Origin of the sequence: Streptomyces sp. NPDC126510, from assembly GCF_040302345.1 — a bacterium.
GTDB lineage: Bacteria > Actinomycetota > Actinomycetes > Streptomycetales > Streptomycetaceae > Streptomyces.
The window spans coordinates 218649-244939 of the sequence record NZ_JBEORR010000011.1 but is presented as its reverse complement, the minus strand read 5'-3'; the positions used below and the strand labels follow the sequence as shown (position 1 = coordinate 244939).

Here is a 26291-nt window from a genome sequence, read left to right as displayed (position 1 = left end):
GCAACAGGAGGACGACATGCGAGCACGCATCCGAACCGCCCGCAAGGCGATGGTCGTCGCGGCCGTCGCATCGCTGGGCGCCGGGCTGCTGGCCGGCTGTGCCGACGACGGCGGAAACGGCGGCTCCTCGTCGGGCGGCAGCGGCGGCAGCGGCGGCAAGACCAAGATCACCCTGGGACTCTTCGGCACCTTCGGGTTCGAGGAGGCGGGCCTCTACAAGGAGTACGAGAAGCTCCACCCGGACGTCGACATCCAGCAGACGGTCGTCGAGCGGAACGAGAACTACTACCCCACGCTGGTCAACCACCTGACCACCAACAGCGGCCTGCAGGACATCCAGGGCGTCGAGGTCGGCAACATCGCCGAGATCGTCAAGACCCAGTCCGCGAAGCTGCTGGACCTCTCCAAGTACGGCAAGAAGAGCGACTACCTGGAGTGGAAGTGGCAGCAGGCCACCACCGAGGACGGTCAGACCGTCGGCCTGGGCACGGACGTCGGCCCGATGGCCATCTGCTACCGCAAGGACCTCTTCCAGAAGGCCGGTCTGCCCACCGACCGCGAGGAGGTCGCCAAGCTGTGGGCCGGTGACTGGAACAAGCTGGTCAAGGTCGGCGAGGACTACAAGAAGAAGGCGCCGAAGGGCACCACCTTCCTCGACTCCCCCGGCGGTCTGCTCCAGGCGATCCTCAGCAGTGAGAAGGACCGCTTCTACGACTCCTCCGGCAAGGTCATCTACAAGTCGAACCCGGCCGTGAAGGCCGCCTTCGACCTCACCGCCAAGGCAGCCGAGGACGGACTGATCGGAAACCAGACACAGTTCCAGCCCGCCTGGGACACCACGATCGCCAACAGCAAGTTCGCGGCGATGTCCTGCCCGCCGTGGATGCTCGGCTACATCAAGGGCAAGTCGAAGCCGGAGGCCAAGGGCAAGTGGGACGTGGCCGCGTCGCCGAAGTCCGGCAACTGGGGCGGTTCCTTCCTGGCGGTTCCCAAGTCGGGCAAGAACGCCGAGGAGGCCGCGAAGCTGGCTGCCTGGCTGACCGCGCCCGAGCAGCAGGCCAAGCTCTTCGCCGTGCAGGGCAGCTTCCCGAGCACCCCGGCCGCCTACGAGTCGGAGGCGGTGAAGAACGCCAAGAACGAGATGACCGGTGACGCGCCGATCGGCACCATCTTCGCCGCGGCCGCCAAGAGCAGCCCCGTGCAGACGATCGGCCCGAAGGACCAGATCATCCAGCAGGGCCTGACGGACAACGGCGTCATCCTCGTCACCCAGGGCAAGTCGCCCAAGGAGGCGTGGGACACGGCCGTCAAGACCATCGACAACAACCTGGACCAGTGACCGGAATGGCGACCAGGCACGACACCGCCGCGCCCCCCGTGAAGGAGGGGGGCGCGGCCCCGGGCCGCCCGCCGGCCGACGCGGAGGCGGCGCGGAAGAAGCGCGCCCGGCTCTCCCGCCGCTGGCAGCGCGACATGCGGTGGAGCCCGTACGCGTTCGTCTCGCCGTTCTTCCTGCTCTTCCTCGCGTTCGGCCTGTTCCCGCTGCTGTACACCGGCTGGGCCTCGCTGCACCAGGTGGAGCTGACCGCGCCGACCGACATGAACTGGGTCGGGCTGCGCAACTACACCCGGATCTTCGACGACGACTTCTTCTGGAACGCGGCGAAGAACACCCTGACCATCGGCATCATCTCCACGGTTCCTCAGCTGCTGATGGCCATGGGCCTGGCGCACATCCTCAACTACAAACTGCGCGGCTCCACCTTCTACCGCGTGGTGATGCTCGCCCCCTACGCCACCTCGATCGCCGCCGCCTCGCTGGTCTTCGTGCTGCTCTTCGGGCGGGACTACGGCATGATCAACTGGGTGCTGAACGCCGTCGGCATCGACCACGTCGACTGGCAGAACGACAAGTGGCCGTCCCAGATCGCCGTGTCCAGCATCATCATCTGGCGCTGGACGGGCTACAACGCGCTGATCTACCTGGCCGCGATGCAGGCGATCCCGCAGGACCTGTACGAGTCGGCGGCACTGGACGGAGCCAGCCGCTGGCGGCAGTTCCTCCACGTCACGCTGCCCTCGCTGCGTCCGACGATCCTGTTCACGGTCGTGGTGTCGACCATCGGCGCCTCACAGGTGTTCGGTGAACCGCTGCTGTTCGACGCGAACAAGGGCGCCTCCGGCGGATCCCAGCACCAGTTCCAGACGCTCGGCCTCTACCTGTACGAGCAGGGCTGGATCAACCAGCACCTGGGCCGCGCCTCCGCCATCGCCTGGACGATGTTCCTGATCCTCATCGTGATCGGGATCGTCAACTACGTCATCTCGCGCCGGCTGCGCGCCAGTAGCTAAGGAGAACCGGCCGTGACGACGACCCTGACGAAACCCCCGGCCGACGCGGTCCCCGAGCCGCCGAAGCGCTCACGTGGCATGAAGGCCGCACGAGCGGGCGGGCAGCTGCACGCCGGCCCGGTGGCGTACGTCATCCTCGCCCTCTTCACCGTCATCTCGCTGTTCCCGCTGGTGTGGACGGCGATCGCCGCCTCGCGCGACAACCAGCGTCTGGCGCAGACCCCGCCACCCTTCTGGTTCGGCTCCGGCCTCTTCGACAAACTCGAAGTGGCCTGGACGGACGCCAACCTGGGCGAGGCGTTCCTCAACACCACCCTGGTGGCCGGCATTTCGTCGTTCACCATCGTGTTCCTGTCGACGATCGCCGGGTTCGCCTTCGCCAAGCTGCGCTTCAAGGGCCGCGGTGCGGCGATGCTGATCGTGATCGGCACGATGATGGTGCCGCCGCAGCTCAGCATCATTCCGCTCTACATGATGGTCGCCAAGCTCGACTGGACGGACCAGCTCCAGGCGGTGATCTTCCCGTCGCTGGTGAGCGCGTTCGGTGTGTTCTTCATGCGGCAGTACCTGATCCAGGCGCTGCCTGACGAGATCATCGAGGCCGCCCGCGTCGACGGGGCGAGCAGCTGGCGTGTGGTCTGGCATGTGGTGTTCCCCACCGCGCGGCCCGCGATGGCCGTGCTGGGAATGCTGATGTTCGTGCAGACCTGGAATGACTTCCTATGGCCGTTCCTGGTGCTGACGCAAACCGGCAACCCGACCGTGCAGGTCGCGGTCGCGGGTCTGGGCCGCGGCTACACCCCCGACCAGTCCCTGATCATGGCGGGCGCGCTGCTGGGCACGCTGCCGTTGCTGCTGGTCTTCGCGATCTTCGGCAAGCAGATCGTGGGCGGCATCATGCAGGGCGCCGTCAAGGGCTGAGTCCTGCTTTCCCGGGGGCCGAGCCAGTGCCGCCTCGGCCCCTTTCCCCCATCCGCCCGTCGGTCCACACGACCCCTTTTGGGAGCGCTTCCATGCCTGACTCCGAGAACCCGGCCACTCCGGTGACCTTCCCGCCCGCCTTCCTGTGGGGCGCGGCGACGTCCGCGTACCAGATCGAGGGTGCGGTGCGGGAGGACGGCCGGACGCCGTCGATCTGGGACACCTTCAGCCATACACCGGGCAAGACCGTCGGCGGCGACCACGGTGACATCGCTGTCGACCACTACCACCGCTACCGTGACGACGTGGCGCTGATGGCGGAGCTGGGCCTGGGCGCCTACCGCTTCTCCATGTCGTGGTCGCGGGTGCAGCCGACCGGCCGGGGCCCGGCCGTGCAGAAGGGTCTGGACTTCTACCGGCGGCTGGTGGACGAGCTGCTGGCCAAGAACATCAAGCCGGCCATCACGCTGTACCACTGGGACCTGCCGCAGGACCTGGAGGACGCGGGCGGCTGGCCGGAGCGCGACACGGCGTACCGGTTCGCGGAGTACGCGCAGATCGCGGGCGAGGCGCTGGGCGACCGGGTGGAGCAGTGGATCACGGTCAACGAGCCGTGGTGCAGCGCGTTCCTGGGGTACGCCTCCGGGGTGCACGCCCCGGGCCGTACGGACCCGGCGGCCTCGCTGCGCGCCGCGCACCATCTGAATCTGGCGCACGGGCTGGGCGCGTCCGCGCTGCGCTCGGTGATGCCGGCCCGCAACACGGTGGCGGTGAGCCTCAACTCCTCGGTGGTGAGGCCGCTGTCGCAGGACCCGGCGGATCTGGACGCGGTCCGCAGGATCGACGACCTGGCCAACGGTGTGTTCCACGGGCCGATGCTGCACGGTGCCTACCCGGAGTCGCTGTACGTGGCCACCGCGGGCCTGACGGACTGGAACTACGTCCTCGACGGCGACCTGGAGCTGATCAACCAGCCGCTGGACGCGCTGGGTCTCAACTACTACACGCCGGCGCTGGTCTCGGCGGCGGACGTGTCGGCGAGGGCGCCGCGCGCCGACGGCCACGGGGCGAGCGACCACTCGCCGTGGCCGGCCGCCGACGACGTCGCGTTCCACCAGACGCCGGGAGAGCGCACGGAGATGGGCTGGACGATCGACCCGACCGGTCTGCACGAGCTGATCATGCGCTACACGCGTGAGGCGCCGGGCCTGCCGCTGTACATCACGGAGAACGGCGCGGCCTACGACGACAAGATCGACTCCGACGGCCGGGTGCACGACCCGGAGCGGGTCGCCTACCTGCACGGCCACCTCTCGGCGGTCCGCCGCGCGATCGCCGACGGCGCGGACGTCCGGGGCTACTACCTGTGGTCCCTGATGGACAACTTCGAGTGGGCGTACGGCTACGGCAAGCGCTTCGGCGCGGTGTACGTGGACTACGCGACGCTGGAACGCACGCCGAAGACGAGCGCCCGGTGGTACGGACAGGCGGCACGGACCGGCGCACTGCCCGAGGCCGAGGCGGTCTGACCGACGGGGGACGGGGGGCGGGGCGCGGCGCGATTAGGGGAGCGCCGCGCCCCGGCATGAGCGCGCCGCCCGCCCGATACGGGCCAGGCCGTCATGCGTCGAGGGCCGGGACGCCGAGTCCCAGGTGCGCGATCACGACGTCCCCCACCCGCAGTACGGCCGCGGGGTCGACGCGAGCCAGCACCGGCAGGGCGTGGTGCCAGCCGTCCGGGGTGAGGGCGTCCGCTAGGAGCGACTTCGCCACGGAGAGGCCCGGGTCGCAGGTCAGCGGGAGATAGTGCGCGGCGAGACGCCGGGAGATCGTCTCGTACGTTCTGCCCGCTCCGTCGAGTGGGCTGCCCACCGGGTCGGCGGGTGCGTCGGCGGCGCGTGCGGCGAGGGCGGTGAAGGCCCTGGCGCGCTGCCCCTCCGCTGTGATGCGAAGGGCAACGTCCCGGGCCGCCTTGTGGTCGCCGAGCACGGCCCACCCGAGTGCTTCCGCGGTTCCCGGCTGGGAGAGCAGCGACGACGGCGGGTGATCGGCTGCCAGTCGGTCAAGGCGCTGCCGGGCGGCTTCCGGGTCGACGGCCGCGGTCAGGAGGGCGAGCAGCGTCTCCTCGTGGTAGCCGTGCGCCGGGAGGTCGGCGCTGTCGGCCTCGTGCAGGAGTTCCATAACGCGGTCGGCGCGTCCGCTGTCGTGCGGGGCGACTGCGGCGAGGAGCCGTCCGAGCTCCGGCACGGATCCGGGGGGCAGCTCCGCCAGCACGGCGTCAGCCATGCGTGCCGCCGCTTCGGGATGGTGCCGCCAGAGGCATCCGGCCACCTCCGTGCGCGCGATCCTGGCGTGCCGGGCGCCCATCCGGCCGTTGCGGAGCTCTTTCAGGAGCCGCTGCGTCTCCTCCTCGGCCCGTTCCACCGCTCCGGCACACGCCCAGGCCTGGACGACGGCCGTCAGCATCTCGGCACGCATGACCCAGTCGCAGTAGTCGCCGACCACGGGCACCGCGAGAGTCGCCTGTTCCGCGAGCCGCAGTGCTCGAGGAGGCTCCGCGTCCGCCACGGCCACGGACACCATGGCCCAAGCCCAGGCGCGCACGTCGGGTGTACCGATCGCCTCGACGAGACGCTCGGCCCGGTCGGGCCGGCCCGCGACCGCCAGCGCTCGCGCGAGCGCCGCCAGACACCCGTCTTGAGTGGAATCGTCTGGTCCGACCGTCAGGGACCGCGCGTGCTCCGCCTGGCGCAACAGCCGCACCGACCGGTCGGGGTCGGTACCGGCGAAGTGCCCGGCGAGTTCGGCGAGCGCCACGGCCACACCCCGCCACCACCAGGTGTCGGTGCCGGTGAGCAGTACGGTCTCCAGCTCGTCGGCGGCCCCGGCCTCGGCGAGCAGCCGGACGACGTGCGCGGCGAAGTCGTCCTCCTCCGCGGGCGCCTCCGTCTCCCAGGCTGCTTCGAGTTCCGCCCACGCCTCGGCAGCCCGGCCCTGTCGGGCCCGTGCCGCGGCGAGAGCGCGCCCGACACTCGGTGGCGGCAGGGCCTTCGCGTGCAGCAGGTCCCTGAGCTGGTCGGCTTCGTCCAGGCGGTCGGTCGCGGCGAGGGCACACACGGCTCCGAACGCCGCCTCGGAGTGGTCGGCCAGGTTGAAGGAGTGCAGGTACCAGTCCGCATGCTCCCGTGCCAGGCGGACCATCCGCTCAGCCGTGCTCGGCCGGACCAGGTGCAGGACCTCCGCAGCCGTCGCGGGGACGTTGCCCGGGTCTTCCGTGTGCTCCTCGGCGAGGGCGACCACCTCGTCGTACAGGTGTGCCGCCCGGTCCGTCCGGGTGCGGGCCGCCCATGCTCCGGCGACGGCGGCCAGGGCGCGGACGCGGTCGGGCACGGACGCCATTCCCCGCGCCAGCGGCTCCGCCCGGTCCAGCAGGTCGGCCGCGAACTCCAAGTCCCGGGCCGCCCCGGCTGCCGAGACGAACGCCTCCACGCCCGGGCCGGTGTCCGGCCGCCGCAATTCGCCGAGTCTGCGCAGCGCCTCGTCCTCGTTCCCGGTCGCCGCGAGGACGACGGCCAGGGTGCCCAGCACGGTGTCGGCCTCCTCGTCGCCGCCCAGCCACGGGCGCTCCGCCGCCGCCTCCCGCGTCAGGGCCAGCGACTCCCGGGCCAGCCCCACCGCGCGCCGGTCCCCGGCGTTCGCCAGGACGTGGGCCACCGCCGCGAGCGCCCGGGCGCGGTCGATCGGCCGGAAGACGCTGCGGGCGAGGCCGATGGCATGGCGGACGCGGCCGGTACGGGCGTAGCCGGCGGGTACGTCCGGGTGGAGCGTTCTGTTGCGGCGGGCCACGAGGTCCGCGAGAGCCGCGAGAGCCGCCGCCGCGCTCAGGTCGTCGGGGGTGTCCCGGGTGACCAGCCTGCGTGCCGCCGCGATTTCCGCGAGGCACGCGGCATCGCTGCCGGTCGCCTCGCGCAGCAGGTCGCGCCGCCGCGTGTTCGTGGCGACGGCGACCGCGCGGCGCGTGTCACGGCGGTGGGCGAGCAGACGTCCGTACGGCTGGAGCAGGTAGGGCGGGGTGTCCTGCGGCCAGCCCCGGTGCTCGTACGACTCGGCCCAGGCGTGCAGCCGTTCCAGGTACCCGTCCACGTCCGGTCCGAGTTCCTCCTGGGCGGCGGTGAGGAGGGTGTCGTGGGCGAAGAGGAGATCACGCTGTCCCCCTCGTGTCGCGGTGCTCGAATGTTACTGGTCACCGCATCGCACTCCTGCCCGGCTTCAGCGCGCCGCTCCCGGCAGCAGGCGCCGGGTCGTCTCCACGCCCCACGGGTCCAGGGGCAGCAGGCGGTCGGCTGGTAGCCGTGGTCGGTCTGCACGACCTCGACGGGCAGGCCGAGGCCGGTGGCCCGGTCACCCAGGACCGACTGGATGTCCGGGCCCGTCCGCTCCTTCACCGGGCCGTCGGCGCTGATCCCGGCGACCCGCCCGTCCCCGCCGGTCAGCCGGATCGACGGGGGTCGGCTCGGCCGCCGCCCAAGCGGGCGTCAGCCCTTGTTGGCGCCCAGGGTCAGTCCGCTGACGAACTGGCGCTGGAGCGCGAAGTACACGATCAGGGTGGGGATCGCGGTGAGCAGGGCGCCTGCGGCGACCAGGTTGGGGTCGGTGAAGTACTGGCCGGAGAGGTTGTTCAGGGCCGAGGTGATCGGCATGTTCTCGCCGGTGGAGATCAGGACGATGGCCCAGAAGAAGTCGTTGTAGATCCAGATGGAGAGCAGGGTGGCCAGGGCGGCCATGGCGGGCTTGCACAGCGGCAGCACGATCTGCCAGTACAGGCGCCAGACGGAGGCGCCGTCGACGAGGGCGGCCTCGGTGAGCTCGTGCGGCAGTGAGCGCATGTAGTTGCTCAGCACGAACGCGCAGAAGCCGGACTGGAACGCCACGTGGATCAGCACCAGGCCGAGCGCGGAGTCGTACAGCTTGCCGCTCATGGTGATGCCGGGCAGGTCGATCAGCAGGTACAGCCGGTACAGCGGGGTGATGATGACTTGCTGGGGCAGCAGGTTGCCGGCCGTGAAGACCAGCAGCAGGAACAGGTTGATCCGGAAGTCGAAGCGGCTGACGTAGAAGGCGACCATCGACGACAGCAGCAGCGTCAGCAGCACGGCCGGGATGGCGATCAGCAGCGTGTTGCCGAAGTAGTGCAGCATGTCCGACTGCTGGAAGGCGTTGGTGAAGTTGTCGAAGGTGAGCTTGTCGGGCCAGGAGACGTAGCCCTTGGTGCTGGTCTCCGCGTACGGCCGCATCGCCGCGAGCAGGGCCCACAGCAGGGGCGCGAGCCAGGCCAGCGCCGTGACGACCAGGAAGGTGTGCAGCAGGATCCGGGCGGGGCGGATCGGGGTGCGCTGCTTGCGCGGGACACTCAGGGTGCTCATGCGCGCCGCTCCTTCCGGAAGGTGGCGATCAGATACGGGATGATCACCGCGAGCGAGATCACCAGCAGGACGACGGCGATCGCGGAGCCGTATCCGATGCGGCTGGACTCGCCGATGATGTTGTTGGTCACCAGGATCGACAGCAGTTCGGTGCCCTGTGCGCCCTTGTTGAAGACGAAGACCAGGTCGAAGGCGCGCAGCGCCTCGATGATCGTGACGACCAGGACGACGGTGTTGGTCGGGCGCAGGGTCGGGAAGATGACGTTCTTGAACGTCTGCCACTCACTGGCGCCGTCCAGGGCGGAGGCCTCGCGCAGGGCGGGGTCGACGCTCTTCAGACCGGCCAGGTACAGGATCATCATGTAGCCGGCGTGCCGCCAGGAGGCGGCGACGAGGATGGCCCACAGGTTGAGGTTCGGGTCGCCGATCCAGTCGATGTAGTGGCCGGGCTTGTTGGCGCCGATGATGCTGTTGATCAGACCCGTGTCCGGGTTGTAGATCAGCTGCCAGACGAACCCGATGACCGCCAGCGACATCACGACCGGCAGGAAGAACGCGGTCTGGTAGACGCGGCTGAAGCGGATCTTCTTGTCCAGCTGCACGGCGAGGAACAGGCCGAAGGGCGTGGGCAGCACGATGAGCACCACGAACCAGATGACGTTGTGCTCGACGGCGGGCCAGAACTGCGGGTTGCTGGTGAACAGCTCCCGGAAGTTCTGCAGGCCGACCCACGTGATGGAGCCGAAGCCGATGCCGTCCCAGGTGGTGAAGGCCAGCGCGATCGAGGCGAGGGCCGTCAGCCACACCAGGGCGACGTGCAGGATCGTGGGCACGCCGGCCATCAGGCCGAGCGTGAGGCGGTCGCGGCGGGTGAGCAGCCGCCGGTGTCCGTGGGGCGTCTTGGCGGGCGGGGACGCGGGGCGGGGCCCCGGAGCCGGCGGGGCGGCCGGCTCCGGAGCCTTCGCGGGGGTGGCAGTCATGTCAATCCGAGTCGTCGAGTCTCCGGTGGATCAGGAGGAGGCGAAGATCGTCTTCTTCTGGCGTTCGATCGACGAGAGGATGCTGTCGACGTTCTTCGGGTTGCGGATGAAGTTCTGCAGCGCCGGCTGCATCACCGTGGACGTGAAGTCCGGGCGGGAGTCGCGGTCCATGAACTGGGTGAGGCTCTTCGCGCCGGAGATCATCTCGAAGCTCTTCTTCTGCAGCGCGGTGTAGCTGGAGGTGTCGGCCTTGGTGGAGGCGGCGACCACGCTGGAGTCGGCCTTCAGGTAGATCTGCTCGGCCTCGGGCGTGCCCAGGTACTGCAGGAGCTTGATCGCGCCGTCGCGGTTCTTCGGGGCCTTGGAGAGCATGAAGCCGTCGGTGGGCGCCTCGACGGTGTCCTGCCCGAACTGCGGGTCGATCTCCGGGAAGGCGAAGAAGTCGAGGTCGTCCAGGTCGGCCTTGTTGGTGAACTGCTGGCCGACGAACGTACCCAGCAGGTACATGCCGGCCTTCTTGGCCACCAGCGACTGCGCCGCGTCCTGCCAGGTGCGGCCCACCGCGCCCTCTTGGTGGTAGGGAAGGATCTCCGACCAGTGGTCGAAGACCTTGCGCACCTTGGCGTCGGTCCAGGATGCCTTGCCGGCCATCAGCTCGACGTGGAAGTCGTAGCCGTTGGTGCGGAAGTTGATCTGGTCGAAGGTGCCCATCGCGGGCCAGGCGTCCTTGTCGCCGAAGGCGATCGGGACCAGCCCGTCCTTCTTCATCCGCTTGCACAGGGCGACGAAGTCGTCCCAGGTGGTGGGCACTGTGTAGCCGTGCTGCGCGAAGACGCTCTTGCGGTAGAAGACGGCCCACGGGTACGTGTACAGGGGCACGAAGTAGTACTTGCCGTCCTCGCCCTTGCTGAGCTTCTGCATCGCCGCGGGGAAGTTGGCGCCGATCTTCTGCCACACGTCGTCGATCGGGGACGCGAGCTTCTTCGCCGCGAAGAACTGCATGCGGTAGCCGGCGAACCAGGTGAACACGTCGTCGGGCGTGCCCTGCAGGTAGGAGTTGATCTGCTCCTGGAAGGTGTTGTGGTCCTTGGTGTTCACGTCGACCTTGACGCCGGACTTCTTGGTGAAGGCGGCATAGATCTCGGCGAACGCCTTCTTCGGCACGGCGTCCGAGGAGTTGGAGCCGAGACTGACCGTCTTCGGGTCGGCGGACGAGCCACTGCCGCCACAGGCGCTCAGCAGGGGTATTCCGCCGCCGAGCAGGGCCGCGCCGCCCATTCCGCGCAGCAGGGTGCGGCGGCTGGTGGCCGGGAGGGAGAGACCGGAGGGAGAGAGGTCGTGCATGAACTGCTCCTGAAGGCAGGGTTCGGCCATGAGGGTGTGGCGTGAAATCCAGTCGCAATCGACCAGAAACCAACTTGACCGAACACGGTGGCGCAATGACAGCCGTATGTCCGCTCACGCGTCAAGAGCCGTTGCCTTCATTTGTCGAAACGTGACCGTCCCGTGAAGACGCGGTGTCGGGACTGCTCAGCGGGACCGGGAGCGGTTGTACACGGCAGCGAGCCTGCCGGGGCGGCGCCGCCGCGTCTGCCGGTGCCCGCTGCCGGCCGGGGCGCGGCCGTCCAGCTGGATCCAGATCCGCACCTCGGCCCCGCCGAGCACCGAGGAGCCGATCCGTACGTCCCCGCCGGTGGACTCCGCCAGCCGGCGCACGATGTCCAGGCCGAGCCCCGTCGAGCCGTCGCTCCCGGAGCCGCGGCCCCGCGCCATCGCCGTCTCGGGGTCGGGTATGCCCGGGCCCGCGTCGGAGACGAGGACGATCACCGCGTCCTCGCCGTTGTGCACGTCGACCGCGAAGGCCGTGCCCTGCGCGGTATGCCGGAAGACGTTCCCGAGCAGCGCGTCGAGCGCGGCGGCCAGGTCGGCGCGGGCCACGGGTATGCGCACCGGCCGGTCGGCCCCGGCCACCCGCCACTTCCGGCCCTCGTCCTCCGCGAGCGCCGACCAGAACGCCATCCGCTCCCGGACCACCTCGGCCGCGTCGCACCCGGCGCCCGGACCGGCCGCGGCCGTCTGCGGCTTGGCCTCCCGGGCCGTACGGATGATGGTGTCGACCTCGCGCTCCAGCTGCTCGACCGCGGTCCGGGTCTGGTCGGCGGCCGGTCCCTCGCCGAGCGAGGCGGTGTTGAGCCGCAGCACGGTCAGGGGCGTCCGCAGCCGGTGGGACAGGTCGGCCGCCAGCTCCCGCTCGTTCGCCAGGAGCTGGACGACCTGGTCGGCCATCGAGTTGAACGCGACCGCCGCGAGCCGCAGCTCGCTCGGGCCCTCCTCGGGCACGCGTGCGCCCAGCCGGCCCTCCCCCAGGTCGTGCGCCCCCTCGACCAGGCGCCGCGCGGGCCGGACCATGCGCACGCCCAGCCGGTCGGCGACCGCGACCGAGCCGAGGATCAGCGCCACCCCTACCGCGGCGAGTACGGCCCAGGCCGTGCCCACGCCGTTGGTGACGCCGGACTCCGGCACGTACACCTCGACGACCGCGATCTTGCCGGTGCTGAGCGCGACCGGCTGGAGCAGCGTCGAGCCGCCGGGGACGGTCGTGGTGGAGGCGCGGCCCAGCTTGCGCACGGCCGCGATGTCCTCGTCGGCGGCGCGCCGCCGCCCCAGTTCGAGGGCTTCCTGGCCGCCGCCCGCCGGGAGGTGCACGGCCATCCCGGCGTCGGAACCGGCGGCGGCGACGACCCGTTCGAGCTGGTCGCGGTCGGTGGTGATGGACAGGGCCGGGGCGACGGCGGCGGCCTCCCGCTCGGCGTTGGAGAAGGCGCGGTCGCGGGCCATCTCGCGGATGACGAGTCCGAGCGGCACCGCGAAGGCGACCACGACCATGGTGGTCACCGCCAGCGACACCTTGACCAGGGCCCACCTCATCGCGGCGCCCCCGGTGGTTCGAGCTTCACACCGACGCCCCGAAGGGTGTGCAGATAACGCGGGTTGGCCGCCGTCTCGCCCAACTTCCGGCGCAGCCAGGACAGATGGACGTCGATGGTCTGGTCGTCGCCGTAGGACTGCTGCCACACCTCGGCGAGCAGCTCCCTGCGGGGGACGACGACGCCGGGCCGCCGGGCCAGGAAGGCGAGCAGGTCGAACTCGCGGCGGGTGAGGTCGAGTCGCGCGCCGTCCAGCTCGGCCTGACGGCGCAGCGGGTCGACGGTCAGGCCGCCGACCCGGATCGCGGGGGACGGCTCCCCTTCCGCGGCGCCGGAGCGGGCACGGCGCAGCACGGCCGCCATGCGGGCCGAGAGGTGCTCAACCGAGAAGGGCTTGGTCAAGTAGTCGTCCGCCCCGGCGTTCAGCAGCCGGACGACCTCCGTCTCGTCGTCCCGGGCGGTGGCGACGATCACCGGTACGTCCGTGATCCCGCGCAGCATCTTCAGGGCCTCGGACCCGTCGAGATCGGGCAGTCCGAGGTCCAGGATCACCACGTCGAAGCGGACATGGGCGACCTCGCGCAGCGCCTCCAGTGCCGTCCCGACACTGCGCACGGTGTGCGAGGCGTCGGTCAGGTGGCGGATCAGCGCCGAGCGTACGAACTGGTCGTCCTCGACCACGAGCACACTTGCCATGCGCCGCACCGTACGCCATCTCGAACAGCCGGGTGCGGGGCTGTGGACAACTGTCCGGCTGGGGACAACGGGCCCCCGCGGGACGCCGTTTGCGGTCTACGCGTGGGGCGCGTGAGGCAGTATGGCCCGCGATGCGCAGAGGACTCGTACACGTACTGGCCTGGCTGCTCGCCACGGGCGCGGCGGTCACGCTGTCGTGGTGGGGTGTCCACACGGTGATGGCGGGGACGGCCTACGACCCGCCGCGCGCCCTGCCCATCCAGGCCGCCGACACGTCGTCCACACGGGAGCCGAAGGTACCGGCCACGCCGCCGGAACGGACGCCTGCGCCCAAGCGGCGGCAGCCGAGCACGCCTCCGGCGGACGGCGGACCGGGCCCCTCCCCCACGCCGTCGGCCGGCACCGCCGCCCCCACCGGCTCCGGCCGGGTCAGGAGCTATGACACCGACGGCGGCCGGGCGGTCCTCGACCTCGGGAAGACGTCCGCCTCGCTGGTCTCGGCGACGCCCGGGGCGGGCTGGTCCATGCAGGTGTGGAAGACGGAGTCGTGGATCCGCGTGGAGTTCTCCTCGGGCGCGGACCGCGTGACGGTGTTCTGCACCTGGCACGACGGGCCGCCGCGGGTGGAGATCGGGACCTATTGAGTGCCGTGGGCGGCCGTCGGCGCCCGTTGAGCGTCGCGGCCGGTCATCGCGCCTGCCGAGCGCCGTGGCCGGTCATCTGAACACCGAGGCGGGCGGTGCCGGTGACGCCACCGCCGCGAGGTCGGTGACGGGTGCGGCCCCGCCGGTGAAGTCGGTGAGGGTCCTGCCGTGTTCGACGCGGGCGGGATGCGGGTCGGAGGCGGCGAGGCGGGTCAGCTCGGCGACGGGCAGCGGCTGGTCGGAGGCGACCAGAACGGCGTTGCCGAAGCGCTTGCCGCGCAGCACCGCCGGATCCGCGACCAGCGCGAGCTGCTCGAAGCGGACGGCGGCGGTGGCGATCTGGCCGCGCAGGTGGGCGAGCGGCGGCCCGTCGGCGAGGTTGGCGGCGTAGACACCACCGGGCCCGAGCGCCCTGCGCACGTCGTCGAGAAACTCGGTCGAGGTCAGGTGGGCCGGTGTCCGGGCCCCGCTGAACACGTCGGTGATGACGAGGTCGGCCCAGCCGTCCGGCACCTTGGCGAGGCCCGCGCGGGCGTCGGTGGAGCGCACCCGTATGCGCGCGTTCGGATCCAGGGGCAGCTCACGGCGGACCAGTTGGACGAGGGCGCCGTCGCGTTCGACGACCTGCTGGGTGGAACGGGGCCGGGTGGCGGCGACGTAGCGGGCGAGGGTGAGGGCCCCGCCGCCGAGGTGCACGGCGTGCAGGGGCCGTCCGGGCGGGGCGACGAGGTCGATCACATGCCCGAGGCGGCGCTGGTACTCGAAGGACAGGTACGCCGGGTCGTCCAGGTCGACGTGCGACTGCGGGGCCCCGTCGATCACCAGCGTCCAGGCCCGGGCCCGCTCGCGGTCGGGGATGAGCTCGGCGAGCCCGCCGTCGACGCTCTCGACGACGGCCTCCGCACCGGTCTGTCTGCGCCGGCCGCCCTTGGACTTTCCCATGAGCTCATTATCGGGGCGGGCCGGTGAGCGGGGAGTACACCCCGGCCGCCCGGGGCGGGGGCTCAGCGGCAGGCGAGGTGGCCTCAGCGGCAGCTGTCCGCCGCCCTGATGATCCGGGCGGCCTCCCCCAGGGCTTCGCGCAGCACCGCGGGGTCGGTCGCGAGGTCCGTCTCGCCGGGCGGCAGCAGCCAGTCCGAGCCCTCGACGGGGGGCTCGGGCGCCAGGGCCGGTCCGCGTCCGTCGGTCCCGGTGCAGGTGCTCCCCGGCACGTCCCACGCGGCGGCCGTCCCCGGGGGCACCAGGAAGCCCAGGGTGTCGCCGCCGTCGTCGTGCAGGACGGGGCCCACCGCGTCCGCCGGTCCCCGGCGCAGGATGTCGACCGCCTCCAGCCCCTGCCGGGCCGGCACCGTCACCACATCGCAGCCGGCCGCCGGTCTACCCGGCGGCGTACGAGGATCGCTGATCCGGCTGGTCTCCATCCGGCCTCCACCACGAAAACCCCTGCTTGGACGAGCGGTCGGGAGCGGGGGCCTCCCGGTCCGCGAGGTTAAACGCGGCGAGACGTCAACGGCTACGGCGGAAGTCAGCCGCAAAGGATGGCAGTTCATGGCAGATCACGCGTGAGATATCCGGTTTGTAGCCAAACCCAGCGTGGCGACTCCATCACAGCAGGTACGTTCTTGCTCGCTGGACACGGGGTGGACCATGCGGACAAGCCACCGCAAGTCGCCCCGCGTCCGGCATGGTTCGACGGTTCGCACGGGAGGACCCGGCCATGGCGTCGTCAACGGTGACCTCGTCTCAACCCAACCGGCCACCACGGCCGAATCTCGCCTTCCGGCGGCTGCGCGGACAGCGCTCGCCGGCCGAGTTCGCCGCGGCGATCCGCCGGGCCGGGCTCGAGATCGGTGAGCAGGTCAGCTGTGACGCGCGGTACATCGGCCGGGTCGAGGCGGGTGAGATCCGCTGCCCCAACTACGCGTACGAACGGGTGTTCCTGCACATGTTCCCAGGCCGCACACTCACCGACCTCGGGTTCGCGCCCCGCTCGTCAGTACGCGGACGCCGGGCGCACGACACCGAGGACGCGCCCCTGCCGCGCCCCACGAACCGGGCGAACGCCACGAGTGAGACCAGCAGGGCGTGCGATCCGTATGAAACGCGGAACCCGTACGACCCGTACCACCCGCACGACACCTACGAGGAGAGCGACGTGCTACGTCGCGCGTTCATGACCGGCGGGGGCGCCACGGTTGCCGCCGCCTCACTGGGGCCTGTCGGCCTCGCCCGCGACGCCGCGGCGGCACGGCGCCCCGTGCACCGCGCCGGGGCGAGCGACGCGGGTGCCCTGGAAGAAGCCGTCCGCCGGATCCGGCTGCTCGACGACCGCCACGGGGCCGACGGCCTCTACCGCCGCGCCGCCGCCCCCCTGCGTGCCGCCTACGCCCTGCTGGACGCCGGCGCGACCCGCCAGACGACGGCCGACCGGCTCTACTCGGGCGCCGGTGAACTGGCCATCTCCGTGGGCTGGCTGGCGCACGACTCGGGGCGCTTCGACGACGCCCGCTCGCACTACGCGGAGGCCCTGGCGACCGCCCGGATGACCGGGGACCCCGGCCTGGAGGCGCACGCGTTCTGCAACACGGCGTTCCTCGCGCGCGACGCGGGCCGGCCGCGCGAGGCGGTCCGGGCGGCCCAGGCCGCACAGCGCGTCGCCCGGCCCGTGGGCTCGGCCCGGCTGATGTCGCTGCTCGCCCTGCGCGAGGCGGGCGGCTGGGCCGGACTCGCCGACCGCGTCGGCTGCGAGCAGGCACTGGCCCGGGCGCAGGCCTTCTTCGAACGGGGCCCCTCGGACGCCGACCCGGAGTGGATGAGCTTCTACGGGGAGGCCGAACTGGAGGGGCTGGAGGCGCAGTGCTGGTCCACGCTGGGCGACTGGCCCCGGGCGGCCCGGCACGCGCGCCGGGCGGCCGAGCTGCAGGATCCGCACTTCACCCGGAACATCGCCCTGTACACGGCGGAGCTGGCCGACGACCTCGCGCGCGGCGGCCGGCCGGACGAGGCGGCTGTGGCGGGGATGCGGGTGCTGGATCTGCTGGAGGAGGTCCAGTCGTCCCGCGTCCAGACCATGCTGGCGGCGACGGCCCGGGTGCTCCGGCCGCATCGCCGGGCCACCGGGGTGACGGCGTTCCTGGAGAGGCACGCCTCGGCGCCGCGCATGGCCTGAGCATCAGGCATCTGGCCGCCCCGCACATGGCCTGAGCATCAGCAGCGCGGGCGGCCGTGAGGGCCCGAGAATCAGGCGCGCAGGCTCTCGCGCATAGCCCGAGAATCAGGCGCGCGAACTGCCGCGCATGGCCGGAGAACGGGGCGTGCATGCTGCGTGCGTGGGCCTGCGAGCGGCCGTGCGTGGCCTGAGGACTATGTGAGGTGCCCCACGTCGTTCCAGCTCTCGATCGCCGGCTCCCCGTAGGCCCAGCCCAGCACCGACAGCGACGTCGGGTTCAGCCGTATCCGGGCCGCGAAGTCGATCGGGAGACCGAGCCACCGCGCCCCGATGGAGCGCAGGATGTGCCCGTGGGCGAAGACCAGGACGTCGCGGTCCTCGGAGCGGGCCCAGGAGACCACCTCGTCGGCCCGGGCCGTGACCTCGGCGAGCGACTCGCCGCCCGGGACGCCGTCGCGCCAGATCAGCCAGCCGGGCCGGACAGCCTGGATGTCCGCGGGGGTCATGCCCTCGTACGCCCCGTAGTCCCACTCCAGCAACGCGTCCCAGGTGCGCGCGCGATCACCGAAGCCGGCCAGTTCGCAGGTCTCACGCGCGCGTGCCAGCGGGCTGGTGCGCACCTCGACACCGGCCAGGCCCTCGTACGGCGCCCGGTGCAGGCGCTCCCCGAGCAGCTTGGCGCCGCGCCGGCCCTCCTCCAGGAGTGGCACGTCGGTCCTGCCCGTGTGCTTGCCGGACAGGGACCACTCCGTCTGTCCGTGGCGGGCCAGCAGGATGCGCGCGGCCATGGGGCACCTTTCCGGAAGGACAACGCAAGGGGAACTCCTCCATCATGGCGCACGTCCGCCGGGGGCAACCCGGGGGGCGATCTCTGCGTCTTCGAAGGCCGGAGGCGCACCCCGGGGCGTGCGCCCACGCCGTACAGTGGCACGGCCGAACGGGTTACGCGTGATGACGAAGGGGGAGGACGATCGGATGCCGCACACCGAGACACCGGGCACCGAGGCGGCCCCCGCGCCCAGGTTGCGCTGGTGGACCGAGCTGCCGCTGATCCTTCTGGTGTACGCGTGCTACTCGGCCGGCCGGCTCCTCGCCCGCGGCGACGTCTCGGGCGCCGTCGACAACGGTCTGTCGATCCTGCGCTTCGAGAAGGCGCTGTATCTCAACTTCGAGCACCCGCTCAACCGTCTCTTCACGCGCGAGGCCTGGATAGGCATACCCGCCGACTTCTGGTACGCGTCGCTGCACTACCTGGTCACACCGGCCGTCCTGGTGTGGCTGTTCCGCTCCCGGGCCGTGCGCTACCGCGCGGCGCGCACCTGGCTGATGACGTCCACCCTCATCGGTCTGATCGGCTTCACTCTGCTGCCGACCTGCCCGCCCCGGCTCCTCGACGCGAGCCACGGCTTCGTGGACACGATGGCCCAGTACAGCTCCTACGGCTGGTGGGGAGGCGCGGCGAGCGCGCCGCGCGGCATGGGGAACATGACCAACCAGTACGCGGCGATGCCGAGTCTGCACGTGGGCTGGGCCCTGTGGTGCGGAGTGATGCTGTGGCGCCACGGCGGCACGCGCGTGACGAAGGCGGCCGCTGTCGCCTACCCCCTGATCACGACGATCGTGGTCATGGGCACCGCCAACCACTACTTCCTCGACGCGGTCGCGGGTGTGGCCGTCATGGGCGCCGGACTGCTGCTGGCACCGCTGGTGATGCGCACCGCGGACCGTGTCAAGGCGCGGTTCGTGCGGCAGGTGGCCGTGGTCGCGGCGGCCTCCACCGCCGACTCCCCCGCCTCGTCCATCACCGGCTCCCCCGCCGCCTCTTCCGGCGCAGGTTCCTCGATTGTCAGTGGCGGATGCCAGACTTCCGCGGGTGAGCGAATTCCACGGCAGCGCGAGTCGCGGCTCGGAGCGGGAGCCGAGCCGGGTGCCTCCCCCAAGGACGCGGGGGACGGCGCTCCGGCACCGGCTCGCTGAGCTGCGCGGCCCCGACGTACCCGCGAAGGCACTGGACGCGCGCGCTCTGGCGGCGCTGGCCGCCAACCCCGGTTGTGCGCGCCGCGCGATCCTCGACGGCGCCGGGGTGGACAAGGCGGTGCTGGCGAGCTCGCTGGGTTCGCCCTCGGCCTTCGGGCAGTCGCAGTTCGCGCTCACCAGAGGCAACGCCTTCGAGGCGAAGGTCAAGGCCGACGGCGGCGCGGAGCTGCTGCGGCTGGTGCACGACAAGCTCGACCGGTCCGCCGAGCCGCCCGTCGACGCGCGCGTGCCCGACCTGACCGCGACCGGCCCCCGGGGGCGTACGGCCCGTACGGAACTGGAGCTGCGCGAGGCCACCGCGCACCCCGGCGCCTGGACGCTGCTCGACCATCCGATGCTCGCGCTGGACGTGGCGGGCTCCCCGGCGTTCCTGGAGCCGGACGCGGTGGTGGTGCACCCGGACGGCAGCTGGACCGTCGTGGAGATCAAGTCCTTCCCGCTGCTGGACGGTTCGGCGGACCCGGCGAAGGTCGGGGCGGCGGCCCGCCAGGCGGCGGTGTACGTGCTGGCCCTGGAGGAGCTCGCCGCGCGGCTCGGCGCCGAGCCGGAAGGGGGCGCGGAGCCGGAGGAGGACGCCGGTGCCGAGGGGGCGGCCGTGCCCGCGCCGCGGGTGCGGCACCGGGTCCTGCTGGTCTGTCCCCGGGACTTCTCCAACCAGCCGGCCGCGTCCGCCGTCGACATCCGCAAACAGCGGGCGGTGACGGCCCGCCAGCTGGCCCGGCTGACCCGCATCGAGGACATCGCGGACGCGCTGCCCGAAGGCACCTGCTTCTCACCCGAGCTGCCCGCCGAGGAGCTGACGGCGGCCGTGGAATCGGTCCCGGCGACGTACGCGCCCGAGTGTCTGTCCGCGTGCGAGCTGGCCTTCCACTGCCGGACCCGCTCCCGCCAGGAGGGCGCGGTGACCTCGCTCGGGCGGCCGGTGCGGGCGGAGCTGGGCGGCCTCACCACCGTCGAGGACGTCCTCGCGGCCGCGCGCGGCGAGGCGGGTGATCCCGGCGACCCGGCCGTGGCGGCCCTGCGGCGGGCTGCCGCCCTGCGCGCCGAGGCACTGGAGGCGGCGTGTCGCTGATCTCCACCCTGGCCCGCCTCGAAGCCGTCAGCACGGGCCGTGCCCAGCCCGCCGCCACCGTCCGGCACCGGCATCTCGGCGACCGCCCGCTGGTGTTCGTGCCGTTGACCACCGCCGGTGAGGCCGGTGCCCCGCTCGGCGCGCTGGTCGGCACCGACCGGGACGCGCCGCGTCTGCTGGCCGTCCCGCAGCCCCGGGACCGCGACCTGAGGTTCGCGTTCCTGGCCGAACTGGCCGACGTCGTGCTGCCGTACGTCGACTCCTGCTCCGCGGCCGTGGAGGCCGCCGAGCGCACCGAGACCGACCCGGAGACCGGCAAGCGCGTCAAGGTCGAGGTCGACCTGTGCGCGGACGCGCCCCAGCTGATCGTGCCGAGCCGGGCGGGCATCGACCTGGTGCGGCTGCTCGGGCGCTCGATGCGGTTCCGGCGGACCGCGGAGCAGGATCCGGAGGCGCCCTATCCGGCGCCGCCGCGGGTGCCGCTGCTCGGGCGGTGGCTGACGCACTTCGGGGAGCGGGCCCGGGTGCCCGGCTCCTCGCTGCTGCTGGCGATGACCGACGTCCTGGGCCGGCACTGGGTGACCGGGCAGTCCACCCTGGAGGACCAGCACCTGGGGGCGCTGCTCGCCTGGATCGACCCGCCGGAGGGCGGCACCGGCGCCGAGGCGGCGCTGCGGGCCGAGCTGGAGCGGGACGCGCAGGGGCAGCTGACCTGCCCGCCGGCCGGTCCGGCCACCGACCCGGCGTTCGACAACAAGCTGCTCGCCCCGGCCATCGAGCGCTACGACCGGGCCCGCACCGCCCACGCCGCGGCCGAGGACGGCCTGGAGGCCGACGACCGGCTCGGGGCGCTGACCGCCGCCGAGCGGGAGATCCGCGACCTGGTGCTCAGCCGCACCCGGCCCACCTGGGACGCGGTCTGGCGGGGCCTCGATCTGCTGCGGGAGCTGCCCGAGGGGGCGCGGGTCGAGGAGCGGTGGACCCGGGACCGCTGGTCGTTCACCGGCCACCGCGACCGTGTTCTGGCCGGTGAGCCGCCGCAGCCGCGCCGCGACGACGCGGTCACCGCGGCGAACAAGCTCGCCACGCGCGAGCGCGAACAGGCCCGCCTCGAGGCGCAGGAGGCCCTCGACGACCCGCTGGTGATGGCGGGCCGGCGGCTGTCCGGGGAGGCGTTCGCGGGTGAGGTCACCGACGTCGTGATGGCGTACAGCGAGGGCAAGCGGCCGAGTCCCCGCCCCCTGGTCACGGTGCGCACGGACGACCGGCCGTATCTCGGCGACCGCACGAAGGTGTACCGGTCGCTCGGCGGGAAGCCGCAGTCGGCGGAGTTCGTCGCGGCCGAGGAGGACGGCGCGTACGTCGTTCTGCGGATCCTCGACAAGATGGGCCGCGGCAAGGAGCCCGAACCGGGGTCGGTGCCGGAGAAGGGCGACCGGGTCTGCTTCACGCTCTTCGAGCACGAGCAGCGGGGCGGCGCGAAGCTGCCCGACCCGGAGGAGACGCCGTGGACGCACGGCGGGCCGCCGGGTGAGGCGACCTTGGAGGCCGCGGACCCGGTGACCGAGGAGGATGTGCTGTGACCACGGTGTTCGACCCTTCGGCCGCCGCGGCCCAGGCCACCGACGCGATCCTGCACGACACGCTGCACGGCACCGCGCGCGGTGTCGTCGTGGACTCCCCGCCGGGCGCGGGCAAGTCCACGCTGGTGGTCCGCGCGGCCCTGGAGCTCGCGGAGGCGGGCCACTCCCTGATGGTGGTCGCGCAGACCAACGCCCAGGTCGACGACCTGGTCCTGCGGCTCGCAGAGAAGAGCCCCGAGCTGCCGGTGGGGCGGTTGCACAGCAGCGACTCCGACCCGTACGACAAGGCGCTCGACGACTTGCCGAACGTACGCACGTCGGCGAAGGCGGCCGACCTCGCCGGACTGGCGGTGGTGCTCTCGACGGCGGCGAAGTGGGCGCACGTCACGGTGGACGAGCCGTGGGGGCACGCGATCGTCGACGAGGCGTACCAGATGCGTTCGGACGCGCTGCTCGCCGTGGCCGGGCTGTTCGAGCGGGCTCTGTTCGTGGGTGACCCGGGGCAGCTCGATCCGTTCGCGATCGTGGGCAGCGAACAGTGGGCGGGCCTGACGTACGACCCGTCGGCCTCGGCGGTGACGACCCTGCTCGCGCACAACCCGGACCTGCCCCAGCACCGCCTGCCGGTGTCCTGGCGGCTCCCGGCCTCCGCGGCGCCCCTGGTCTCGGACGCGTTCTATCCGTACACGCCGTTCCGCAGCGGCACCGGCCCCGGCGACCGAACGCTGGCCTTCGGTGTGCCGTCGGACGGCTCGGGTCCCGACCGGGTGATCGACGAGGCGGCCGAGTCGGGCTGGGGCCTGCTGGAGCTGCCCGCCCGGCACACGCCGCGCACGGACCCGGAGGCGGTGCGGGCAGTGGCGACGGTCGTACGGCGCCTGCTGGACCGGGCGGGTGCGGCGACCTCGGAGCGCTCCTCCGCACCCTCGCCTCTCACCGCCGACCGAATCGCCGTCGGCACGGCCCACCGGGACCAGGCGGCCGCGGTCCGCGCGGCCCTGGCCGGACTGGGCGTCGCCGACGTGGTCGTGGACACGGCGAACCGGCTCCAGGGCCGCGAGTACGACGTCACGGTGGTCCTCCACCCCCTCTCCGGCCGCCCCGACGCCACGGCCTTCCACCTGGAGACGGGCCGCCTCTGCGTCCTGGCCTCCCGCCACCGGCACGCCTGCATCGTGGTCTGCCGGGCGGGAGTGACCGACCTCCTGGACGACTACCCGTCGACGGAGCCGGTCCAGCTCGGGACCGTGGTGAAGTTCCCGGACGGCTGGGAGGCGAACCACGCGGTGCTGGCGCATCTGGCGGAGCACCGGGTTGAGTGGCGACCGTGAACCCCGCCACCGGACCACCGGACCTGCCCGCACCCGCCCCGCCCTCCGCCGGCCGGAGGACGGCCCCCCGCCGGAGGCGGGCGATGAACACAGCCCCGGACGGCTGGGAGGCGAACCACGCCGTGCTGGCACATCTGGCGGAGCACCGGGTGAAGTGGCGACCGTGAACCCCGCCACCGGACCTGCCCGCACCCGCCCCGCCCTCCGCCGGCCGGCGCGAGCGGGCACACCGTGTGCGCGCATCTGGCCGGAAAGCGGCCTGCCCCGGGGCTCTGACGAACATCGGGTGGTGTGGCGGCCGTATCCACCACCGCGATGCCCACTTGCGCGCCCGCGAGACAATGGACGGTGGCCCGCTCCACCGAGAGGGTCAGCGCGACGTACGAGGAGGAGAAGACATGGCGGAGCCCACGCCGCGTCGGAACGAACCGCGGCTACGCCCCGCGCCCCTGCTCTTCGAGCCCGCGGAGGCGGCCTCCGACCCTGACCACTTCTTCGACCTCGAGTCGATCGACGACCCCCGGGCCCTGCTGGCCCGGGCGACGGAGCTGACGCTGGCGTTCCGGGCCGCGGCGGACCGGGCGGTGGAATTCCAGGCGATGGCGGCGGCGCAGCTGGCCGATCCGCGCAGGTTCGACCGGCTGACGACGGCCGACATCGCCGAGCGGGCCGAGTGGACCGAGGACTACGCCAAGAAGATGGTCGAGTTCGGGCGGGATCTGATGCGGGGTGGCGTCGAGGGCCGGGGGCGCGGCGGCACCGCCTGAGAGGCCTCCCTGCAGCCGCTCTTACCGATCACGTGGCATATGCCAGGCGGGCAAGATACTCCCTCCCACCCCGTCCTGTCCCGATTTCCCACAACCCTCGGGAGCCGGACGCTCACGCCGGGTAGACATGTCTGCCATGAGCAGCCCATGGAACGCCTCCGATGTCACCCCGGACGGGGCCGCCTGGCTCGCCTCGGCAGGAACGTATCCGCGAAGCACGCTCGCCCTCTGGGAGGAGCGGCCGGACGCGCCGGTCGTACTGCCCTGCGGCTCGGTCTTCGACGTGGTCAGCGCGCCCGCGATGTTCGGCCGGCGCATGCTCGACCGGCTGTGGGACGACGGCCCCGGCTCGGGGCCGGTCGCTGAGTTCCGGGGCCGGATGCTGCTGTTCGCCGCCCCGGGGACGGCGCAGCGGCTCCCGGTACTGCTGGAGTGGGAGGAGTGGGGCACCCGCGACCGGGACCGGGACACCCGGGAGGCCCGCCGCACGAACGCCGTACCGCCCCTGCTGTGCCACGGCACCGGGGACGCGGTGACCGTCCCGGCCCCGTCGGAGAGCACCTCCCCCGACGGCCCGGCCGTGCCCGAGAGCCCCACCGGAGCCACCGCCTCCGCCCGGTCCGTCACCCGCTGGCTCGTCGCCCCCGACACCCGTCAGCCCTGGCTCCCCGGCCCCGAGGTACTGCTCTGGGCGGCCGTCCGCGCGGCCCGCTCGGCGGTGCGGATTTCGATTTTTCCTCCCGCCGACCAGGGTGCTAAGGTCTACGACGTCAGCAGGCGCCGCTAGCTCAGTTGGTTAGAGCAGCTGACTCTTAATCAGCGGGTCCGGGGTTCGAGTCCCTGGCGGCGCACCAGACGGCAGAGGCCCCTCGCAAGAGCGAGGGGCCTCTTGCGTGTCCCGCGACACCTCAGCGGCCCATCGCGATCTTCACCGTCCACGCCCCCGAAGCCGTGCGCCCCTCCACCTTCACCCGCACCCCTTCCCCCGGCACGGTAAAGCTCTCCCCGATGCCGATCGGGGCGTCCGCGAGGGGTGGGTAGACGGAGCTCTCCCAGCACGCGTCGGTGTGCGGATGGGCGTCGATCACCTGGATGGGCCCGCTCCCGGACTGCGCCCCGCCCTGTACCCGGTACACCAGCACCCCCTGCCGGCACGCGGCCGCGTCGTTGCCCACCGGACCCCGCGCCTCGAAGGCGAGCACGCTGTCGACCCCCGTGCGCACCACCGCGAGTTTGGTGCCCCGCCCGAGCCCGAAGGCCTGTGCCCCCGCGGTGCCCGTCACCGGCACCCCCGGCCCCGCCGTCAGCGGCTCCAGGGTCAGCCGGGCCGACCTGGCGTCCCGCACGCACCGCACCTGCCCCGAGTCCAGCCAGCCCAGCTTCCACTTGTGCCACGCGAAGAGGTCGGGCGCGAGCCCGAACTGGCTGCCCATCAGGTCCCAGTCCCCGACGTGCGTGTCCCAGTCGCCCTTGCCGTCGGCAGGCCGGTGGTACAGGTCGGGAAGGTCGAACACGTGCCCGGTCTCGTGGGCGAGGACGAGCCGGTCCGGCGGATGCTGCTCGAACACCGTGACGATCCGGCGCAGGTCGGTGCCGTCGGCCCGCAGCGGGCTCGTCAGGTTCACCACCTTGGTCGCGTCGGAGTCCACGCCGGGTGCGTCCGGGTCGGCGACGAAGTACACGACGTCGTAGCGCGAGAAGTCGACCCGGGGGTCGGCCGCGGAGAGGGCGTCGCGCAGGTAGGCGGCCCGGTGCGCGGGGCTCCAGTCCCGCTGTATGTCGTACGCGGTGGACGGCTTCGGCATCCGGATCCAGTGCCGCAGCGCGTGCGGTCGCAGGGTGAAGCGGCCGTAGGAAGCCTGCTCGAAGAAGCGGGTGGTGGCCGGGAAGTGGTCGGCGGTCAGCTCCTGCGGGGTGGTCAGCGGATGGGAGTCCGGGAAGGAGAGGAAGACCATGACCGCGTCCAGGGACCGGGCCGGGCGCGGATAGGCGGCGTTCCAGGTGTCCAGGCCCTCCGAGTGATGGGCGTCGGTCCGGGTCAGGGCGCAGGGCGCGGCCGAGTCGGGCTCGGCGGACGAAGGCCCGGCGCCGAGAGAGGTGGCGGCGAGCGCCGACATGGTGGTGAACACGGCCGCGGTGCTGCGCAGTCGGGCGCGCGGAAACGGACGCGGCACGGGTACCTCCGGGTACGGTTCGCGGGACACCGCACCCAGCCTGTGATGATTTGTCGTACCGCGTCCTGTTTGCCTGCACCGGTCGGGTGAAGGGGCCGAAAAAAACCCGGAAGCCGACACCCCCTAAGCACTCACAGAACGTCACAACTGGTCGGGGGCCTGAAGAAGCCGTCCAGGTGCGCGCAGAAACGATCTGGCAGAAGGGCCGATTGGCC

Annotated in this window: 22 protein-coding genes and 1 tRNA gene; 13 read left to right on the top strand and 10 right to left on the bottom strand. The window is 72.2% G+C overall.

The genetic code is table 11. The features are described 5' to 3' along the window. The first annotated feature begins 16 nt into the window (after nucleotides 1-16). The 4 genes from ABTX60_RS18295 to ABTX60_RS18280 all read left to right on the top strand — a co-directional run bounded on the left by ABTX60_RS18295 (nucleotide 17) and on the right by ABTX60_RS18280 (nucleotide 4802). Complete coding sequence (locus ABTX60_RS18295; RefSeq protein WP_352098049.1) at nucleotides 17-1339, top strand: ABC transporter substrate-binding protein; 1323 nt, start codon at nucleotides 17-19, stop codon at nucleotides 1337-1339. Nucleotides 1340-1344: 5 nt separating this feature from the next. Further along, nucleotides 1345-2352, top strand: a complete 1008-nt coding sequence (locus ABTX60_RS18290) for a carbohydrate ABC transporter permease (protein ID WP_352098048.1) — start codon at nucleotides 1345-1347, stop codon at nucleotides 2350-2352. A gap of 12 nt (nucleotides 2353-2364) precedes the next feature. Next, entirely contained in the window at nucleotides 2365-3273 is a 909-nt protein-coding gene (locus ABTX60_RS18285) for a carbohydrate ABC transporter permease (RefSeq protein ID WP_351641080.1), read from the top strand. A gap of 92 nt (nucleotides 3274-3365) precedes the next feature. After that, nucleotides 3366-4802, top strand: a complete 1437-nt coding sequence (locus ABTX60_RS18280) for a GH1 family beta-glucosidase (RefSeq protein WP_352098047.1) — start codon at nucleotides 3366-3368, stop codon at nucleotides 4800-4802. Between the two features lie 91 nt (nucleotides 4803-4893). Here the strand turns inward: ABTX60_RS18280 and ABTX60_RS18275 are convergent, their stop codons facing one another. The 6 genes from ABTX60_RS18275 to ABTX60_RS18245 all read right to left on the bottom strand — a co-directional run bounded on the left by ABTX60_RS18275 (nucleotide 4894) and on the right by ABTX60_RS18245 (nucleotide 13299). Further along, complete coding sequence (locus ABTX60_RS18275; protein ID WP_352098046.1) at nucleotides 4894-7416, bottom strand: hypothetical protein; 2523 nt, start codon at nucleotides 7414-7416, stop codon at nucleotides 4894-4896. A gap of 392 nt (nucleotides 7417-7808) precedes the next feature. Beyond that, complete coding sequence (locus tag ABTX60_RS18265) at nucleotides 7809-8696, bottom strand: carbohydrate ABC transporter permease (RefSeq protein ID WP_352098045.1); 888 nt, start codon at nucleotides 8694-8696, stop codon at nucleotides 7809-7811. Then, entirely contained in the window at nucleotides 8693-9676 is a 984-nt protein-coding gene (locus tag ABTX60_RS18260; RefSeq protein WP_352098044.1) for a carbohydrate ABC transporter permease, read from the bottom strand. The genes ABTX60_RS18265 and ABTX60_RS18260 overlap by 4 nt, the downstream gene beginning before the upstream one ends. Nucleotides 9677-9706: 30 nt before the next feature. Continuing rightward, entirely contained in the window at nucleotides 9707-11020 is a 1314-nt protein-coding gene (locus tag ABTX60_RS18255; protein ID WP_352098043.1) for an ABC transporter substrate-binding protein, read from the bottom strand. A gap of 186 nt (nucleotides 11021-11206) precedes the next feature. After that, entirely contained in the window at nucleotides 11207-12604 is a 1398-nt protein-coding gene (locus tag ABTX60_RS18250; RefSeq protein WP_352098042.1) for a sensor histidine kinase, read from the bottom strand. After that, the gene (locus ABTX60_RS18245; protein ID WP_352098041.1) at nucleotides 12601-13299 is read right to left on the bottom strand and encodes a response regulator transcription factor; all 699 of its coding nucleotides are present in this window, start codon (nucleotides 13297-13299) and stop codon (nucleotides 12601-12603) included. The genes ABTX60_RS18250 and ABTX60_RS18245 overlap by 4 nt, the downstream gene beginning before the upstream one ends. A 131-nt stretch (nucleotides 13300-13430) precedes the next feature. Between ABTX60_RS18245 and ABTX60_RS18240 the strand changes: the two genes are divergently transcribed. Then, nucleotides 13431-13943 carry a hypothetical protein gene (locus ABTX60_RS18240; protein ID WP_352098040.1) on the top strand — a complete coding sequence of 171 codons (513 nt, stop codon included), beginning with the start codon at nucleotides 13431-13433 and terminating at the stop codon, nucleotides 13941-13943. A gap of 72 nt (nucleotides 13944-14015) precedes the next feature. On the opposite strand, the gene ABTX60_RS18235 is transcribed toward ABTX60_RS18240, so the two are convergent. Both ABTX60_RS18235 and ABTX60_RS18230 read right to left on the bottom strand, forming a co-directional pair. Next, on the bottom strand, nucleotides 14016-14885 hold the full coding sequence (locus ABTX60_RS18235) for a spermidine synthase (RefSeq protein WP_352098039.1): 870 nt from the start codon (nucleotides 14883-14885) through the stop codon (nucleotides 14016-14018). A gap of 83 nt (nucleotides 14886-14968) precedes the next feature. Further along, a complete protein-coding gene (locus ABTX60_RS18230) occupies nucleotides 14969-15364 on the bottom strand; it encodes a hypothetical protein (RefSeq protein ID WP_352098038.1) in 396 nt (131 codons plus the stop codon). A 296-nt stretch (nucleotides 15365-15660) separates the two neighbouring features. Here ABTX60_RS18230 and ABTX60_RS18225 point away from each other — a divergent pair, with 296 nt between their 5' ends. Then, nucleotides 15661-17112, top strand: a complete 1452-nt coding sequence (locus ABTX60_RS18225; protein ID WP_352098037.1) for an NsdA family TPR-like regulatory protein — start codon at nucleotides 15661-15663, stop codon at nucleotides 17110-17112. Between the two features lie 194 nt (nucleotides 17113-17306). Here the strand turns inward: ABTX60_RS18225 and ABTX60_RS18220 are convergent, their stop codons facing one another. Continuing rightward, nucleotides 17307-17900 carry a histidine phosphatase family protein gene (locus ABTX60_RS18220; RefSeq protein ID WP_352098036.1) on the bottom strand — a complete coding sequence of 198 codons (594 nt, stop codon included), beginning with the start codon at nucleotides 17898-17900 and terminating at the stop codon, nucleotides 17307-17309. Nucleotides 17901-18087: 187 nt separating this feature from the next. On the opposite strand from ABTX60_RS18220, the gene ABTX60_RS18215 reads away from it, so the two are divergent. From ABTX60_RS18215 to ABTX60_RS18185, 7 genes are all read left to right on the top strand, one after another. After that, the gene (locus tag ABTX60_RS18215) at nucleotides 18088-19089 is read left to right on the top strand and encodes a phosphatase PAP2 family protein (RefSeq protein ID WP_352098035.1); all 1002 of its coding nucleotides are present in this window, start codon (nucleotides 18088-18090) and stop codon (nucleotides 19087-19089) included. Next, the gene (locus tag ABTX60_RS18210; RefSeq protein WP_352098034.1) at nucleotides 19040-20221 is read left to right on the top strand and encodes a hypothetical protein; all 1182 of its coding nucleotides are present in this window, start codon (nucleotides 19040-19042) and stop codon (nucleotides 20219-20221) included. The genes ABTX60_RS18215 and ABTX60_RS18210 overlap by 50 nt, the downstream gene beginning before the upstream one ends. Next, nucleotides 20212-21804 carry an amino acid adenylation domain-containing protein gene (locus tag ABTX60_RS18205; RefSeq protein ID WP_352098033.1) on the top strand — a complete coding sequence of 531 codons (1593 nt, stop codon included), beginning with the start codon at nucleotides 20212-20214 and terminating at the stop codon, nucleotides 21802-21804. Before ABTX60_RS18210 ends, ABTX60_RS18205 begins: the two co-directional genes overlap by 10 nt. Continuing rightward, a complete protein-coding gene (locus ABTX60_RS18200) occupies nucleotides 21801-23135 on the top strand; it encodes an AAA domain-containing protein (RefSeq protein WP_352098032.1) in 1335 nt (444 codons plus the stop codon). The genes ABTX60_RS18205 and ABTX60_RS18200 overlap by 4 nt, the downstream gene beginning before the upstream one ends. A gap of 398 nt (nucleotides 23136-23533) precedes the next feature. Further along, nucleotides 23534-23902, top strand: a complete 369-nt coding sequence (locus ABTX60_RS18195) for a DUF8844 domain-containing protein (RefSeq protein WP_352098031.1) — start codon at nucleotides 23534-23536, stop codon at nucleotides 23900-23902. A 136-nt stretch (nucleotides 23903-24038) separates the two neighbouring features. Next, a complete protein-coding gene (locus ABTX60_RS18190; protein WP_352098030.1) occupies nucleotides 24039-24689 on the top strand; it encodes a bifunctional DNA primase/polymerase in 651 nt (216 codons plus the stop codon). Further along, a tRNA-Lys gene (locus tag ABTX60_RS18185) sits at nucleotides 24680-24756 on the top strand. The genes ABTX60_RS18190 and ABTX60_RS18185 overlap by 10 nt, the downstream gene beginning before the upstream one ends. A gap of 54 nt (nucleotides 24757-24810) precedes the next feature. Here ABTX60_RS18185 and ABTX60_RS18180 read toward each other — a convergent pair. Then, on the bottom strand, nucleotides 24811-26106 hold the full coding sequence (locus tag ABTX60_RS18180; protein ID WP_352098029.1) for a M6 family metalloprotease domain-containing protein: 1296 nt from the start codon (nucleotides 26104-26106) through the stop codon (nucleotides 24811-24813). Between the last annotated feature and the right edge of the window lie 185 nt (nucleotides 26107-26291).

What these genes read in the sequence shown, in the direction of transcription:
- ABTX60_RS18265 (WP_352098045.1), bottom strand. Translation starts at nt 8,696, where the DNA reads ATGAGCACCCTGAGTGTCCCGCGCAAGCAGCGCACCCCGATCCGCCCC.
- ABTX60_RS18220 (WP_352098036.1), bottom strand. Translation starts at nt 17,900, where the DNA reads ATGGCCGCGCGCATCCTGCTGGCCCGCCACGGACAGACGGAGTGGTCC.
- ABTX60_RS18245 (WP_352098041.1), bottom strand. Translation starts at nt 13,299, where the DNA reads ATGGCAAGTGTGCTCGTGGTCGAGGACGACCAGTTCGTACGCTCGGCG.
- ABTX60_RS18280 (WP_352098047.1), top strand. Translation starts at nt 3,366, where the DNA reads ATGCCTGACTCCGAGAACCCGGCCACTCCGGTGACCTTCCCGCCCGCC.
- ABTX60_RS18260 (WP_352098044.1), bottom strand. Translation starts at nt 9,676, where the DNA reads ATGACTGCCACCCCCGCGAAGGCTCCGGAGCCGGCCGCCCCGCCGGCT.
- ABTX60_RS18240 (WP_352098040.1), top strand. Translation starts at nt 13,431, where the DNA reads ATGCGCAGAGGACTCGTACACGTACTGGCCTGGCTGCTCGCCACGGGC.
- ABTX60_RS18190 (WP_352098030.1), top strand. Translation starts at nt 24,039, where the DNA reads ATGAGCAGCCCATGGAACGCCTCCGATGTCACCCCGGACGGGGCCGCC.
- ABTX60_RS18215 (WP_352098035.1), top strand. Translation starts at nt 18,088, where the DNA reads ATGCCGCACACCGAGACACCGGGCACCGAGGCGGCCCCCGCGCCCAGG.
- ABTX60_RS18250 (WP_352098042.1), bottom strand. Translation starts at nt 12,604, where the DNA reads ATGAGGTGGGCCCTGGTCAAGGTGTCGCTGGCGGTGACCACCATGGTC.
- ABTX60_RS18230 (WP_352098038.1), bottom strand. Translation starts at nt 15,364, where the DNA reads ATGGAGACCAGCCGGATCAGCGATCCTCGTACGCCGCCGGGTAGACCG.
- ABTX60_RS18235 (WP_352098039.1), bottom strand. Translation starts at nt 14,885, where the DNA reads ATGGGAAAGTCCAAGGGCGGCCGGCGCAGACAGACCGGTGCGGAGGCC.
- ABTX60_RS18295 (WP_352098049.1), top strand. Translation starts at nt 17, where the DNA reads ATGCGAGCACGCATCCGAACCGCCCGCAAGGCGATGGTCGTCGCGGCC.
- ABTX60_RS18195 (WP_352098031.1), top strand. Translation starts at nt 23,534, where the DNA reads ATGGCGGAGCCCACGCCGCGTCGGAACGAACCGCGGCTACGCCCCGCG.
- ABTX60_RS18290 (WP_352098048.1), top strand. Translation starts at nt 1,345, where the DNA reads ATGGCGACCAGGCACGACACCGCCGCGCCCCCCGTGAAGGAGGGGGGC.
- ABTX60_RS18225 (WP_352098037.1), top strand. Translation starts at nt 15,661, where the DNA reads ATGGCGTCGTCAACGGTGACCTCGTCTCAACCCAACCGGCCACCACGG.
- ABTX60_RS18255 (WP_352098043.1), bottom strand. Translation starts at nt 11,020, where the DNA reads ATGCACGACCTCTCTCCCTCCGGTCTCTCCCTCCCGGCCACCAGCCGC.